This is a genomic window from Gordonia sp. NPDC127522 (assembly GCF_042672305.1).
In the GTDB taxonomy this organism is placed as follows: Bacteria; Actinomycetota; Actinomycetes; order Mycobacteriales; family Mycobacteriaceae; genus Gordonia; species Gordonia hongkongensis.
Genome location: NZ_JBHXVK010000003.1, coordinates 209363 through 223985, shown reverse-complemented (window position 1 = coordinate 223985; position 14623 = coordinate 209363). Strand labels below are relative to the sequence as shown.

14 protein-coding genes are annotated in these 14623 nt (G+C 70.5%); 4 read left to right on the top strand and 10 right to left on the bottom strand.

The features are described 5' to 3' along the window. Positions 1-100 precede the first annotated feature (100 nt). Positions 101-1111: a transcription termination factor NusA gene (gene nusA / locus ACFVHY_RS08575; RefSeq protein ID WP_058250130.1), complete on the bottom strand. Its 1011-nt coding sequence runs from the start codon at positions 1109-1111 to the stop codon at positions 101-103. A 16-nt stretch (positions 1112-1127) separates the two neighbouring features. Continuing rightward, positions 1128-1724 (bottom strand): ribosome maturation factor RimP, encoded by a 597-nt coding sequence (gene rimP / locus ACFVHY_RS08570; RefSeq protein WP_390270820.1) that lies wholly within the window; start codon positions 1722-1724, stop codon positions 1128-1130. Between the two features lie 96 nt (positions 1725-1820). Between rimP and ACFVHY_RS08565 the strand changes: the two genes are divergently transcribed. Together ACFVHY_RS08565 and ACFVHY_RS08560 are read left to right on the top strand one after the other, a co-directional pair. Continuing rightward, the gene (locus ACFVHY_RS08565; RefSeq protein ID WP_390270817.1) at positions 1821-2384 is read left to right on the top strand and encodes a hypothetical protein; all 564 of its coding nucleotides are present in this window, start codon (positions 1821-1823) and stop codon (positions 2382-2384) included. Beyond that, positions 2381-2866 (top strand): ferritin-like domain-containing protein, encoded by a 486-nt coding sequence (locus ACFVHY_RS08560; protein ID WP_390270814.1) that lies wholly within the window; start codon positions 2381-2383, stop codon positions 2864-2866. Before ACFVHY_RS08565 ends, ACFVHY_RS08560 begins: the two co-directional genes overlap by 4 nt. Before the next feature lie 6 nt (positions 2867-2872). Here the strand turns inward: ACFVHY_RS08560 and ACFVHY_RS08555 are convergent, their stop codons facing one another. Continuing rightward, a complete protein-coding gene (locus ACFVHY_RS08555; RefSeq protein ID WP_390271491.1) occupies positions 2873-4603 on the bottom strand; it encodes a proline--tRNA ligase in 1731 nt (576 codons plus the stop codon). Between ACFVHY_RS08555 and yaaA the strand changes: the two genes are divergently transcribed. Beyond that, positions 4602-5384: a peroxide stress protein YaaA gene (gene yaaA / locus ACFVHY_RS08550; RefSeq protein ID WP_175404252.1), complete on the top strand. Its 783-nt coding sequence runs from the start codon at positions 4602-4604 to the stop codon at positions 5382-5384. The genes ACFVHY_RS08555 and yaaA overlap by 2 nt on opposite strands. A 22-nt stretch (positions 5385-5406) precedes the next feature. On the opposite strand, the gene ACFVHY_RS08545 is transcribed toward yaaA, so the two are convergent. From ACFVHY_RS08545 to ACFVHY_RS08530, 4 genes are all read right to left on the bottom strand, one after another. Continuing rightward, positions 5407-5946 (bottom strand): pyridoxamine 5'-phosphate oxidase family protein, encoded by a 540-nt coding sequence (locus ACFVHY_RS08545; RefSeq protein WP_390270810.1) that lies wholly within the window; start codon positions 5944-5946, stop codon positions 5407-5409. A 30-nt stretch (positions 5947-5976) separates the two neighbouring features. Beyond that, complete coding sequence (locus ACFVHY_RS08540) at positions 5977-7542, bottom strand: DHA2 family efflux MFS transporter permease subunit (RefSeq protein WP_390270807.1); 1566 nt, start codon at positions 7540-7542, stop codon at positions 5977-5979. A 70-nt stretch (positions 7543-7612) separates the two neighbouring features. Then, positions 7613-8917 (bottom strand): uroporphyrinogen-III C-methyltransferase, encoded by a 1305-nt coding sequence (gene cobA / locus ACFVHY_RS08535; protein WP_238995064.1) that lies wholly within the window; start codon positions 8915-8917, stop codon positions 7613-7615. Positions 8918-8992: 75 nt separating this feature from the next. Continuing rightward, a complete protein-coding gene (locus ACFVHY_RS08530; RefSeq protein ID WP_269552323.1) occupies positions 8993-10000 on the bottom strand; it encodes an acyl-ACP desaturase in 1008 nt (335 codons plus the stop codon). 139 nt (positions 10001-10139) lie between these two features. On the opposite strand from ACFVHY_RS08530, the gene ACFVHY_RS08525 reads away from it, so the two are divergent. Continuing rightward, complete coding sequence (locus tag ACFVHY_RS08525) at positions 10140-10835, top strand: response regulator transcription factor (RefSeq protein ID WP_226513099.1); 696 nt, start codon at positions 10140-10142, stop codon at positions 10833-10835. Position 10836: 1 nt separating this feature from the next. On the opposite strand, the gene ACFVHY_RS08520 is transcribed toward ACFVHY_RS08525, so the two are convergent. The 3 genes from ACFVHY_RS08520 to cobO are packed head-to-tail and all read right to left on the bottom strand — an operon-like array spanning position 10837 to position 14587. Further along, positions 10837-12495, bottom strand: a complete 1659-nt coding sequence (locus ACFVHY_RS08520; RefSeq protein WP_390270802.1) for a GAF domain-containing protein — start codon at positions 12493-12495, stop codon at positions 10837-10839. Further along, positions 12495-13976, bottom strand: a complete 1482-nt coding sequence (locus ACFVHY_RS08515) for a cobyrinate a,c-diamide synthase (protein WP_390270799.1) — start codon at positions 13974-13976, stop codon at positions 12495-12497. Before ACFVHY_RS08515 ends, ACFVHY_RS08520 begins: the two co-directional genes overlap by 1 nt. Continuing rightward, positions 13970-14587, bottom strand: coding sequence for a cob(I)yrinic acid a,c-diamide adenosyltransferase (cobO, locus tag ACFVHY_RS08510; RefSeq protein ID WP_390270796.1), 618 nt, complete (start codon positions 14585-14587; stop codon positions 13970-13972). The genes ACFVHY_RS08515 and cobO overlap by 7 nt, the downstream gene beginning before the upstream one ends. Positions 14588-14623 lie beyond the last annotated feature (36 nt).

Sequence of the window (14623 nt, the reverse complement as noted above, 5' to 3'; positions counted from 1 at the left end):
CGGATGGGTGTGCCGCCGGCTGGCGAACGGGGGGCGGATCGCTGAACCATCGATCAGTCTAGCGCGAGCGGGCCCGGCGGGGACAATCGGCTGCTGTGCGTCACTCCGGCCCGCCCTCGGCCGCCGGCGCGGCGTCGGACCGGATGTCGATCCGCCACCCCGTGAGCCGGGCCGCGAGCCGGGCGTTCTGGCCCTCTTTGCCGATGGCCAGCGACAGCTGGTAGTCCGGCACGATGACCCGCGCGGCCTTGGCGGCGGCGTCGACCACCGTCACCGAGACAACCTTCGCGGGCGACAACGCATTCCCGACGAAGACCGCCGGGTCGGTGTCGAAGTCGATGATGTCGATCTTCTCGCCGGCGAGTTCGCTCATCACGTTCCGTACGCGCTGCCCCATCGGACCGATGCACGCGCCCTTCGCGTTGAGGCCGGCCACGCCGGTGTGCACCGCGATCTTCGACCGGTGTCCGGCCTCGCGCGCCACGGCGACGATCTCGACGCTGCCGTCCTCGATCTCGGGCACCTCGAGGGAGAACAGTTTGCGCACCAGGTTCGGGTGGGTCCGGGACAGGGTGATCTGCGGACCGCGCGGTCCGCGGCTCACGCCGACGACGTAGCACTTGATCCGGTCGCCGTGGGTGTAGACCTCGCCGGGCACCTGCTCGGCGGGCGGGATGATCCCCTCGGTGGAATTGGCGTCGCTGCCGATCTGGACGACGACCATCCCGCGCGCGTTGGCGCGCGAGTCCTGCTGCACGACACCGCCGACGATCTCGCCCTCGTGGGCGACGAGGTCGCCGAAGTTCTTCTCGTTCTCGGCGTCGCGCAGGCGCTGGAGGATGACCTGCCGTGCGGTCGTCGCCGCGATGCGGCCGAAACCCTCGGGGGTGTCGTCCCATTCGTGGACGACGTTCCCGTCCTGGTCGACCTCCTGCGCCATCACGCGCACGGCGCCGGACTTGCGGTTGACGTCGACACGGGCGTGCGGTGCAAAACCGTCGGTGTGTCGGTAGGCCGTCAGCAGAGCGGTCTCGATGGCGGTGATGACGGTCTCGATCGAGATGCCCTTGTCGGCCTCGATCATGCGCAGGGCGGCGATGTCGATGTTCATGTCGTCGGTCTCCTATTCACTTGTCGTGTTCATTTGTCGTGTTCAGTTGTCGCGCGGCGGCGGGGGCGCGGCGCGCTTCGATCTCGTCGGGTTCGAGGCCGCACAGTTCGAGCTCGCGGACGCTCGGCTGAGAGAAATCCACCTGCACCACGGCTTCGGTCACCGAGGCGAGGTCGACGGTCTCCACCGCGATCCGCCCCTTGTGGTTCGCGACCACCTCGACCGCCGGCGCCGGGTCGTCGAGCAGCCTGCCGATGCGTCCGGTGACGGTGCGCGGCTGCGAGCCGGGTCCGCCGTCGACCTCCACGACGACGCGCCGACCGGTGTTGCGACGCCAGTGCCGGGGCAGCGTGAGCGGGCTGTCGACGCCGCGCGAGGTGACCTCGAGCACGTAGGCGAGGTCGGCGAAGGCGGGGGTGGCGTCGAGGAGGTCGGAGATCTCGGTGCTGAGTCCGGCGAGGACGTCGAGGTCGCTGCCATCGTCGCGGTCCACCACGATCGACAGTTCCTCCTGGCCGTCCCGGGTGCGCACCGTGACGTCCTCGAGGTCGAATCCCCGTTCGGCGACGAGCTTTTCGACGAGTTCGCGCACCTGCGTCGGGCTGATCGGCATGCCACTCCCCTCGTCTTCAGTTGTCGGGCCGTGCCGGGTCTCGCACGACGTTGCTCCGAACATCCTAGTGGATCGATCGCGCGGAGAACTGCTGGCATGATGTCCCGGGTGAGCATGCCCCCGATCGAGCGACGGACCGTGCGGCACCCGATCGACCGGCGCACCGCCTTGCGCGGCGGACTCCTCGCGGGCGCCGTCGTCGTCGGCGCCGGGGCGGCCGGCGTCGGACTGACCGGTTGCGATTCGTCGCCCTCCGCAGAGACCCTGCTGGCCGAGAGCCTGGTGCCCCTGGTGCGCTCGGCGACCGCGGACGAGAGCACCGCGCGCGCCATGGTCGCCGTCGAGCCCGAATACGCCACCGCACTCGGTGTCGTGGCCGATCAGCGCGCCCAGCACGCTCGCGCACTGCGCGAGGAGATCATCCGGCTCGACCAGGCGGTGGCGGCGACACTCGACCGTCCCGCCACCTCGGCGACCGCCTCGACATCCCCTGCGGGTGCCCCACCGGCAGCACCGTCCCTCGCTCGACTGCGCGTCGATCTCGACGCCGCGGCCGGGCAGGCCCGCCGGGTCGCGCTCGGCGCCGCCGGGTACGCAGCCGGGCTGACCGGGTCGGTCGCCGCGGCGGTCACTTCGATGCGAGAGGTGCAACTGGCATGACGTCCCCCGTGAACACACCGGCGTCGAACTCACCAGCCGCGCAAACAGATCCCGACGATCCGCTGGTCGTCGCCGCCGAGACCGAGAACGCCGCGATCTTCACCTACGGCGTCATCACCGCCTTCGTCGCCGCCTCTCGTCGACGCACCGTCGCCGAGTACGCCGACGCCCATCGCGCCCGACGCGACGAGATCGACCGGACGATCGAGGCGGCGGGGAACACACCGCCGCTGGCGGCCGCCGGCTACACGCTGCCGATCGAGGTCACCGACCCGACCACGGCGGCCCGCGCCGCGCTCGGCGCCGAGATCGACTGTGCGAGCGCCTATCGTGCGTTGCTGGAGCAGGCCGACGACGAGACCGGACGTCGGATCGGCGCCGACGGGCTGTCGGACAGCGCGGTGCGCGCCGCGCGCTGGCGGGTGGCTCTGCAGGAGAGCCCGGTCACGGTAGCGTTCCCCGGCTCCCCCGCTGACGGCTGAGCCGCCTCAGCCGCGGGCGGCCGCCACCACCGCGTCGACCGCGGTGTCGACCGCGACCTCGTTGGCCTCACCGGTGAAGCGGTCGCGGATCTCGATGGTGCCGTTGGCATATCCGCGGCCGACGACCACGACGGTCGGCATGCCGAGGAGTTCGGCGTCCTTGAACTTCACTCCGGGCGACGCCTTCCGGTCGTCCAGGAGCACCTCGAGACCGGCCGCGTCGAGGTCGGCGGCGAGTTGCTCGGCGCCGGCGACGGCGGCCTCGTCCTTGTTGGCGATCACGAGGTGAACCGCGAACGGCGCCACCGACTTCGGCCAGCGCAGGCCCTTGTCGTCGTGGGACTGCTCGGCGATGACCGCGACGAGACGCGACACCCCGACACCGTAGGAACCCTGGGTCAGGCGGACCGGCTTGCCGTTCTCGCCGAGGACGTCGACCTCGAAGGCGTCGGTGTACTTCTGGCCGAGCTGGAAGATGTGCCCGATCTCGATGCCCTTGGCACTCACCAGCGGTCCGGCGCCGTCCGGCGACGGATCGCCGTCGCGGATCTCGGCGGCCTCGACCGTCCCGTCGGGCGTGAAATCGCGGCCGGCGACCAGACCGACGTAGTGCCGGCCCGGCTCGTCGGCGCCGGTGATCCAGGACGTCCCCTCGACCACCCGCGGATCGACGAGGTAGCGGATGCCGTTGTCGGCCAGCGCCTTCGGTCCGATGTACCCCTTGACCAGGAACGGGTTCGCGGCGAAGTCGGCGTCGGTGAGCAATTCGACCTCGGCGGGCTCGACGGACGCCTCGAGACGCTTGAAGTCGACCTCGCGATCGCCCGGGACACCGATGCCGGTGACCTCCCAGTCACCGCCCGGCACACGGAGTTTCACGAGCACGTTCTTGAGGGTGTCGGCGCCGGTGTACTGCCCGTCGAGCGTCGCGTTCGCCCAGTCGACCAGGCTGTCGATCGTCGGGGTACCGGGCGTGTCGTGGACGACCGCCGCGGGCAGGTCGTCAAAGGGCAGCGGGTCGGGCGCGCGGGTGATGACCGCTTCGACGTTGGCGGCGTAGCCGGATTCGACGCAGCGCACGAAGGTGTCCTCGCCGACCGCGGACTCGGCCAGGAACTCCTCGGAGGCGCTGCCGCCCATCGCGCCGGAGGTCGCGGCGACGACGACGTACTCGATCCGCAGCCGCTCGAAGATCTTCTGATACGCCTCGCGGTGCGCATTGTAGGCGGTCTTGAGTCCGTCGTCGTCGAGGTCGAAGGAGTAGGCGTCCTTCATCACGAACTCACGGCCGCGGAGGATGCCCGCGCGCGGCCGTTCCTCGTCGCGGTATTTGGTCTGGATCTGGTAGAGGATGACCGGCATGTCCTTGTACGACGAGTACTCACCCTTGACCAGTGTCGCGAACAGCTCCTCATGGGTCGGGCCGAGGAGCATGTCGGCACCTTTGCGGTCCTTGAGGCGGAAGAGCGAGTCGCCGTATTCGGTCCACCGGTTGGTGGTGTCGTAGGGCTCGCGGGGCAGCAGGGCGGGCAGCAGGATCTCCTGGCCGCCGATGGCGTTCATCTCCTCGCGGACGACGTTCTCGATCGCCTTCAGCACGCGAAGACCGAGCGGCAGCCACGAGTACACACCGGGCGCGACCCGGCGGATGTAGCCGGCTCTGACCAGCAGCTTGTGGCTGGGGACCTCCGCGTCGGCGGGGTCGTCGCGCAGGGTCCGCAGGAACAGGGTCGACATGCGTGTGATCACGACCAACCAGCTTAGTTATGGTGTTGCGGTGCTCGTCATCCTGCCTCCCTCCGAAACAAAATCCGACGGCGGGCGCGGCGCTCCCCTGGATCTCGACACGCTGTCCTTCCCCGAGCTGAACCCGGTCCGCAAGCAGGTCGCCGAGGCGCTCGTCGCCCTGGCCGCCGATCTCGAGGCCAGTCGTACCGCGCTCGGGCTCGGCGCCACCCAGCTCGACGAAGTCGACCGCAACGCCGACCTGTGGCTGTCCCCCACCCGGCCGGCTCTCGAGCGCTACACCGGCGTCCTCTACGACGCCCTCGATCACCGGTCGCTGACCCGGGCGGGCAAGACCAAGGCGTCCGACCGGCTGGCGATCGGGTCGGCGTTGTTCGGTGTCGTGCGGGCACCCGATCCGATTCCCGCGTACCGGCTCTCGGGCGGTTCCAAGCTGCCCGACATGCCGACGCTGGCGGCGCTGTGGAAGCCGGATCTGTCCCCCGCGCTGGACGCGGTCGACGACTTCGTCGTGGACCTGCGCTCGGGCGTCTACCACCAGCTCGGTCCGGTGCGCGGCGCGGTGACGGCGACCGTGATGACCGAACAACCGGACGGCTCACGCAAGGTGGTCAGCCATTTCAACAAGCACTACAAAGGTCTGATGGCCCGCGAGCTGGTCCGCACGCGGCGTTCCGTACGCGACGTGAACGGTGTGGCCGCGGTCCTCGCCGACGCCGGGCAGCGGGTCGAGATCGAAGCGCCGGACCGCATCGTCGTACTGACCGACTGACCCGGCACCGAGATCCGCGACGCTACTGCGCGTCGAAGTCGAAGAGGGTTGCGCCACCGGGCTCCACGGTCTGCAGGACGGTCGCCCGTCGCGGCGTCACCCGGTAGACGTACCAGGGCGGCGGGCCGGCCGACGGCGCACTGAAGTCGGCGGTCAGCGCGGCACCCGACTCGTCGACGCGGCACGGCCACCCGTCGCTCGCCCACAGCTCCGCCATCTCGGCGACGACGGCGGGCTCGGTGACCAGGTTCGCGTCGCCCTCGACCACCAGGTCGGCCTCGTCGAGTGCCACCGACAGGGTGCAGCGCGGGTCGCGGGCGAGGTTGCGCGCCTTCCGGGTCGACGGACCGGTCTCCAGCCAGATCGCGTCCCGATGCCACAGCGCCCCGATGCCGGTGACGTGCGGGCTGCCGTCGGCGTTGATCGTGGCGATCCACCACGTGTGCCGGTCGGGCCCACCGGTCCCGGGTGCCTGGGACACCCCGGCGGTCAGTCGGGCCGCGACGGGCTGCCAGTCGAGCGTGCCGATGTCGTAGAGCTCAGCGAGATTCTTGGCATCCATACCGGGACCGACCGTGCGTCCGCCCGGAATTCATCGCCGGGTGTCGGACCCCGGGGTGTTCGTGTCGGCGTCGAGCCCGGCGTCGGCGGCTTCCTGGGCGGCCTGTCCCTCGGCGACCTGCTCCGGCGTGAACCGCATGAACAGCACCACGACCGCGGCGAGGACGGCGATGCCCGCGCAGGCGGCGAACGCCAGCCCGTAACCCTCGGCCTGCGCGGCGAGCTGGGTGGGATTCATCGTCTCGACCGGCGCGGTGGTGCCGCCCTTCGACAGCGCGCGCGAGGTGACCATCGCACCGACGATGACCAGGCCGACGGCCCCGCCGAGGTTCTGCGCGACCTGCGCGAGCGCGGTCAGGGGGCCGATCTCGGTGGTGCCCACCCCGGCCACCACGGACAGGGTCAGCGGGATGACTGCCAGACCGACGCCGAAGCCGATCACGACGACGGGGACGAAGATGCTCGGGAAGTAGTCCGGTGAGTCGGTCGCGATCGACGATGCGTAGAGGCAGCCGACGAGGATCACCGCGCCGCCGACCAGGACGAGCCAGCGCGGCTGGATCATCAGCGCCAGCTTCGACGCGATCGCCGCGGCGATGCCCAGCCCGAACGCGAACGGCACGACCGCGAGCCCGCTCTGGATCGGCGAGTACTGCAGGATGCCCTGCAGGTACAGCGAGATGAACACCGCCATGCACATCATGATCATGCTGGCGAGCAGGATGGCGAGCAGGGCTGCGACGCGGGAGCTGTTGTCGAAGAGCGAGAACGGCAGCAGTGGGTTCCGGGCGCGCCGTTCGACCACGATGAACGCGGCCAGGGCGAGGGCGCCGAGGATGAACGAGCCGACCACGACCGGCGCCGTCCAACCGTTGGGCCCCTCGTTCACCGCGAGCACCAGCAGGGTGCAACCGAGGGTGCCGAGGACCGCGCCGGGCACGTCGAGAGGCAGCCGCTCACCCTGCGACTCCCGCAGCGCGACGATCGCCCCGACGACGACGATCAGACCGATCGGCACGTTGATGAGGAAGACCAGGCGCCACGACAGCTCGGTCAGCACCCCGCCGAGGATGAGCCCGGCCACCGATCCCACGCCGGTCATGGCCGCGTAGACCGCGAAGGCCTGACTGCGCGGTTTGCCGGGCGCGAAGGTGGTGGCGACCAGCGCCATGGCGGTGGGCGCCGCGATCGCCGCCGACGCGCCCTGCAGGGCCCGGCCGGCGAGGAGGCTCGCCTCGTTCCAGGCCAGTCCGCACAGCAGCGAGGTGAGGGTGAAGGCGACAACGCCGACGATGAACATCCGTTTGCGCCCGAACGTGTCACCGAGTCGGCCGCCGAGGAGCATGAGGCCGCCGAACGCCAGCACGTAGCTGCTGATGACCCAGTTGGCGCTGGACTCCGAGAGCGTGAGCGCGTCGCGGATGCTCGGGAGCGCCAGCGCGGCCACGGTGCCGTCGAGCACGACGAGCAACTGCATCCCGGACAGCACCAGGATCGGCAGGCCGAAGACCGGACGGAACTGCTCGCTGTTCCCCGTTCCTGTTTTCACCGTTCCAGTGTTCACGGTTCCGGTGTTCGCAGCTCCGGGAGTCGACATAGAGAACGACCGTACCGGCCGACCGCCGGGACATGCCAATCTGCGTTGATTCGGTCTGGGGTTGATCTGGTCAGGCGCCCTCGGTGAACGCGGCCACGTCGCCGATGACGACGATCGCGGGCGGACGCAACCCCTCGGCCTCCGCGACCTCGCCGGCGTGGGCGAGATCGGTACGCAGCAGACGCTGGGTCGGCAGGGATCCGTTCTCGATCATCGCGACCGGGGTGTCGGGCCGCCGGCCGCCCTCGAGCAAGGCGTCGGCGAAGACCTCGACGCGTTCAACCGCCATCATCAGGACCAGGGTGCCGCGCAGCTTGCCCATGGCCGACCAGTCGATCAGCGAGTCTGGGTGGCCGGGCGGCACGTGGCCCGAGGCGATCACGACCTCGTGGGTGACGCCGCGGTGCGTCACCGGGATGCCCGCCGATGCCGGTGCGGCGATCGAGCTGCTGATCCCCGGCACCACGGTGACCGGGACCCCGGCGGCCACACAGGCCTGCAGTTCCTCGAAACCCCGCCCGTAGACATAGGGGTCGCCGCCCTTGAGGCGGACCACGAACTTGCCCTCCTTGGCCTTCTCCACGAGGACGTCGTTGATGGCTTCCTGCTTCATCGCGCGGCCGTAGGGCACCTTGGCGGCGTCGATCACCTCGACCTGCGGGCCGAGTTCGGCGAGCAGTTCGGGGGGCGCGAGCCGATCGGCCACCACCACGTCGGCCTCGGCGAGGAGCCGTTGGCCGCGGACGGTGATCAGGTCGGGGTCGCCGGGACCGCCACCGACGAGGGCCACGCCGGCGGCGTGCGGGGCGGCGTCGTCGACACTCAGCGACCCCTCGGCGAGGGCACGGCTCATCGCGGCGCGGAGTGCGGCCGACAGTTTGTGGTCGCCGCCGGCGAGGACGCCGAACTGGACGTCGCGGTGACGGCCGGACGCCGGGGTGACGGCGGTGCCGTGGCGGGCGTCGTCGGCCCGGACACAGAACGTGTGCCTGCGCTCGGCCTCGGCCACCACCGCTTCGTTGACGGCGGGATCGTCGGTGCAGGCCATCGCGTACCAGGCGCCCTCCAGATCACCGTCGGCGTAGCGGCGCTGGGTGACGGTGATGCCGGTGAAGGATTCGACGGCCGGGGTGGGATCGAGCGCGATGACGTGCACGTGGGCACCCGCGGCGACCAGATTGGGCAGCCGCCGCTGCGCGACGGACCCGCCGCCCACCACGACGACCTTGCGTCCGCGGAGGTCGAGGCCGACCAGGTAATGCCCCTCTCCGGAGGGGAAGGCGTCGGGCCCGGGGACGTGCGGGGGTCCTGGGACATTCGACCCCGATACATTCGACCCCGGGACATTCGACACGGCGGAGGCAGGCTCGGACATGGGAGCTGACCTTACCGGGACAGCCGATCTAGAGCGGCAGCTCACCCGTCCGGCGGAGCTGTCACATTCGTGTGGTCACCGGGCCCGCAGTTCTCGTGCGTGCTGGCGCTGCAGCGCCCGCTCCCGCGACTCCTCGAACTTGCGCACCTTGACGTCCATCTCCTCCAGGAACTCCGCGAGGCGTTCGCGGTAGTGCTCGCCGACCGGCCCGAAATCGTCGCGCTCGAAGATGCGCCACTTCCGCAGCACGGGCATGACGACGTCCGACATGTGTTGCGGCAGATCGTAGATGCCGCCCTTGGCGATCAACACGGCGTTGCGCCGGAAGTTCGGCATGGTCGCGCCGGGCATCTGGAAGTTGGTCACGATCGCGTGGATGGCGGCCATGGTCTCGTCCGGAACGAGGTCGAGCGCGCCGGCGACGATGTTGCGGTAGAAGAGCATGTGCAGGTTCTCGTCGGCCGCGACCCGCTGCAGCATGCGGTCGGCGATAGGGTCCCCGCATGCCTTCCCGGTGTTGCGGTGCGAGACCCGGGTGGCCAGTTCCTGGAAACTGACGTACGCGACCGCGAACAGCATGTCGAAGCTGTGGTCGCGCTGCCCGTCGTCGTCGGGCAGCGGGTTGAATCCCGACGTCATGTGCGCCATGCGGATCTCTTCGAGTTCGACCGGGTCGACACCGCGGGTCACCACCAGGTAGTCGCGCATCACGATCGAGTGGCGGTTCTCCTCGGCCGTCCAGCGCCCCACCCACCAGCCCCAGGCATCGTCGAGGGTGAAGTTGTCGGCGATCACCCGGTGGTAGGACGGCAGGTTGTCCTCGGTGAGCAGGTTGGTGATCATCGCGGCCTTGGCGACATCGGAGAGGCGCGACTGCGACGGATCCCAGTCGAGTCCGCCGAGAGCCGCGAAGTTGCGTCCGTCGTCCCAGGGCACGTAGTCGTGCGGGTGCCAGTCGCGCGTCATCTTCATGTGCCGCTCGACCTCGGTCTCGCACACGGGCAGCAGTTCACGCAGTAGATCCGAACCGGTCATGCCGCGGTCGGCGGGTTCGGCGTCGGGGGGTCCGATGAGGGTGGTCACGTGCTCTCCTGATCACAGCGGGGGTCGTACCATCCACTCTGCGCGGCGGGACGGGTGGTGCTCGTGAGGCGAAGGTCCCGCCTGAATGGGGTCCGACGTCGGGACTTCGCGGCGCCGCGCATCCGGTACTTTCAGACCCATGTCCCCTGTCACGACCGATTCGGCCACCACCGATCCGACCCCGTCCCCGAATCCGGTCCGCGCCTACCTCGTCGACGACCACGAGCTCGTCCGGCGCGGTCTGCGCGACCTGCTCGGGACCGCAGGCGACATCGAGGTGGTGGGCGAGGCGGCCTCGGTCGGCGAGGCCCTCGTCGGCATCCTGGCGACCAAGCCCGATGTCGCCGTGCTCGACGTCCGGTTGCCCGACGGCAACGGGGTCGAGCTGTGCCGGGACGTCCGCGCCGCCGAACCGGGGATCAAGTGCCTGATGCTCACGAGCTACGCCGACGACGACGCGCTGCTCGCCGCGGTCCTGGCCGGCGCCTCGGGTTTCGTGCTCAAACAGATCCTGGGGCACAACCTGGTCGCCGCGGTCCGGACCGTCGGTCGTGGCGGTTCGCTGCTCGACGACCGGTCCACGGCGGCCCTGCTCGCCAAGCTGCGCAACGAGAAGCAGACCGAGAAGGATCCGCTCGCCGAGCTCACCCATCAGGAGCGCGAGGTGTTCGCCCTCATCGGCGAGGGCCTGACCAATCGGCAGATCGCCGGCCGGATGTTCCTGGCGGAGAAGACGATCAAGAACTACGTGTCCCGCATCCTGGGCAAGCTGGACATGCAGCGGCGCACCCAGGTCGCCGTGATGGCGACCAGACTCCGCGACGGCAAGGAGTGAGCTAACCCACCAGCGGCACCGACCAGGTGAGCGTCGTCCCGCCGCCGCCGGCCCGGCCCTCGCTCGTCCCGCCCCCGCTCGTCGCTCGCGGGCGGGTGACGATGCTGAACGTCCCGTCGCAGTCCTCGGCCCGGCGCGTCAGGTTCTCGAGACCGCGATAGGTGACATCGGCGCCGATGCCGACCCCGTCGTCGCTGATCTCGACGGTCAGGACGTCGTCGGCGGTCACCGACACCGCGATGTGGTCGGCCCGCGCGTGCCGGAGCGCGTTGCTCAAGCCCTCTCGCAGGACGGCGTCGATGTGTGGTCCGAGAGAGTCTGGAACCACCGTGTCGACGGGGCCGTCGAACTCCACGCTCGGCGAGATCGACGCGTGCCCGGACAGTTCGGAGACGATGTCGAGCACCCGCCGCCGCAGCGTCGGGCCGATGTCGGTTCCGTAGGGCGTCTGCAGGTCGAAGATCGAGGTGCGGATCTGCGCGATCGTGCGATCGAGGTCGGTCATGATCTGCTCCAGGCGCGCGGCCGCCGCGGCCGGATCGGTGGACCCGGCCAGCAGCGTCTGTACCGACATCCCGACCGCGAAGAGTCGCTGGATCACATGATCGTGCAGGTCGCGGGCGATGCGGTGCCGGTCTTCGAGGACCTCGAGATCGCGGGCGATCTGTTGCTGCTCGGCGTAGACGACCGCCAGCGAGGCGACCTCGGCGACACCGGCGAGCCCGGCGATCTCCTCGTCGTCCCAATAGGGGCGGTTGCGGTGGGTGATGAGCATCCAGCCGAACGCCCCCGATGCGCGCTGCAGCGGTTGCACCGAGGTCCAGCGGGCGCCGCGCCGGATCAGCGACTCGGCGATCTGGCCGGAACGCTGCACCCGCAGCGCCGTGGCGTCCGGCGGGATGAAGTGCTCGATCTCCACCGGGTCGCCGGTGTGCCCGCGTAGTTCCACCTCCCCCGCCATCTCGGTGAGCAGGTAGACATCGACCGCGCCGACGAGATCGGCGACATCGGCGCACATCCGGGACATGGTGTCCGACAACGCGATTCCGGCCAGCGGCTCCGACCCACGCCGGGCCAGGACCTGCATCCAGCGGTGGCGGGTGCGGGCCCGTTCGAAGAGACCCGCGTTGTCGACGGCGATCCCGGCGGCCACCGCCAGCACCGCGACGACGGTCTCGTCGACCTCGGAGAAGTCCTCCGCGGACCGCTTCTCGGTCAGGTACAGACTGCCGAACACCTCGCCGCGCACCATGATCGGAGCGCCGAGGAAGGTGTGCATCGGGGGGTGGTTGGGCGGGAACCCGACCGATGTCGGATGGGCGCCGAGGTCGTGGATGCGGTGCAGGCGGGGATCGTCGATGAGCAGGCCGAGCACCCCGCGCCCGACCGGCAGATGTCCCATGGTGGCGCGTTGCGCATCGGTGATCCCGATGTGCACGAATTCACTCAGCCCGCCGTCCGGTCCGCGCACGCCGAGGGCACCGTACTGGGCGTCCACGAGTCCCGCCGCGACCTCGACGATGCGCTGCAGCGCGCGGTCGAGTTCGACCCCCTGCCCGACCACCAGCACCGCCTCCAGCAGTTCCCGGAGCAGGGCGGGATCGTCGGCACCGTGATCGGCGAGCGCGTCGAGCGTCTCGCGGAGCCGGTGCGCCAGCATCAGGACGCCCCGGGGGCGTCGCCGACGGACTGGGGCGTCGGCACCCGCCCACTCTCGGCGGATCGGGACACGAAGCGGCACAACGCTTCCGGGATCGCGGCCGGATGCAGGTGCAGGTACGAGGCGTGCACTGCGGTGGTCGCGACCCCGTGCATCGACGCGCGGCCGGCCGAGTCGCGCCAGGCCCAGGCCGGGGCGAGCGCGCCGTCGCCGACCCCGCTGCGGTGGAACTCGTGACCGGTGACGCGTTCGCCGGTCCGGAACAGGGCCGAGTCGCCCACGGCCACGGCATCGCGGTATCCGAGCGTCAGGGTCGGGCCGAAGTGGCCGGGGATGTCGAGGACGCCGCTCATCGGGTGCCCGTCGAGTTCGGTACACAGGTACAGCAGGCCCGCGCACTCGGCGTGGATCGGCCGACCGGCCGCGGCGTGCGCCCGGAGGTCGGCGCGCAGGAGATCGTTGGCGGCCAGCGCCTCGGCGTGTTCTTCCGGGAAGCCGCCACCGATCACCACGCCGGCCGCGTCCGTGGGCAACCGGTCCATGAGCGGGTCGAAGACGACGACGCGCGCGCCGGCGGCGGTCAGCATCTCGGCGTGCTCGGTGTAACCGAAGGTGAACGCCGCGCCTCCGGCGACCGCGATCACCGGCGAACCGGCCGAGGTGGCGGGACGATACGGCGCGACGGCTTCCGCAGCCGACCAGGCCGCGGCGTCGGGGACCGCACGTCCGCGGGCGGCGGCCACGATCGCCGGCAGGTCGAGGGCGCCGCGCAGGTGTTCGGTCATCGCGTCCACGGCGGCGACTGCGTCGGCGTTGCGTTCGGCGGCCGGGATCAGGCCCAGATGCCGGGAGGGCACCGTCAGCGACGGGTGGCGCCGCAGTACACCGAGAACCGGCAGTCCCACCCGCGCGGCGGCCTGTCGCAGCACCATCTCGTGGCGTGGCGAGCCGACGCGGTTGAGGATGACGCCCGCGATCGACACCGAGGGGTCGTAGGAGAGGAACCCGTGCAGCACGGCGGCCAGCGACTGGCTGTGGCCCGCGGCGTCGACGACGAGGATCACCGGCGCACCGATGATCGACGCGACGTGCGCGGTGGAGCCGACGCCGAGCGAACCGGCGTCGCCACCTGGACTGCCGCCCGTGCCGTTGCCGCTGTCGGAATCCACGATCCGGCCGTCGAAGAGGCCCATCACGCCCTCGACGACCGCGATGTCGGCGCCCGCGGCGCCGTGGGCGAAGAGCGGCGCAATGCGTTCGGCGCCGACGAGATTCGGGTCGAGGTTGCGTCCGGGTCGTCCGGCCGCGACGGCGTGGTACCCGGGGTCGATGTAATCGGGGCCGACCTTGAACGGCGCCACCCGGTGTCCGGCCGCCCGCAGTGCGCCGATGAGGCCGGTCGTCACGGTGGTCTTGCCGCTGCCGGACGACGGCGCGGCGATCACTACGGCGGGCGTCGACGCCCGCGCGGAGGTCACCATTCGATCCCCTTCTGCCCCTTGCGGCCGGCGTCCATCGGGTGGGCGATCTTGTGCATCTCGGTCACGAGATCGGCAGCGTCGACGAGGGCCTGCGGGGCGCGCCGGCCGGTGATGACCACGTGCTGGCGTCCGGGTCGGCGGGCGAGGGTGTCGATCACCTCGGCGGTGTCGACCCAGCCCCAGTGGAGCGGATAGGTGAACTCGTCGAGGACGTAGAAGTCGTGTTCGCCGGCATCGAGACGGCGTGCGATCTCCGCCCACCCGGCCCGGGCGGCGGCGGCGTGGTCGTCGTCCTGGTCGTCGTTGGCCCGCAACCAGGACCAGCCCTGACCCATCTTGTGCCATTCCACCGGCCCACCGGCGCCGGTCTCCGCGTGCACCCGGTCGAGGGTGAGCATCGTCGACTCCTCTCCCACCTTCCATTTCGCACTCTTGACGAATTGGAACACCGCGACCCGCATACCCGCGTTCCACGCGCGCATCGCCATCCCGAAGGCGGCGGTCGACTTGCCCTTGCCGTCGCCGGTGTGCACCGCGAGGACGGGCTGGTTGCGGCGCTGTCGCGTCGTCAACCCGTCATCGGGGATGCTGACCGGAACTCCCTGGGGCACTCGACTTCTCCTCTGGTCTCAGATCGGGGTGGCGGG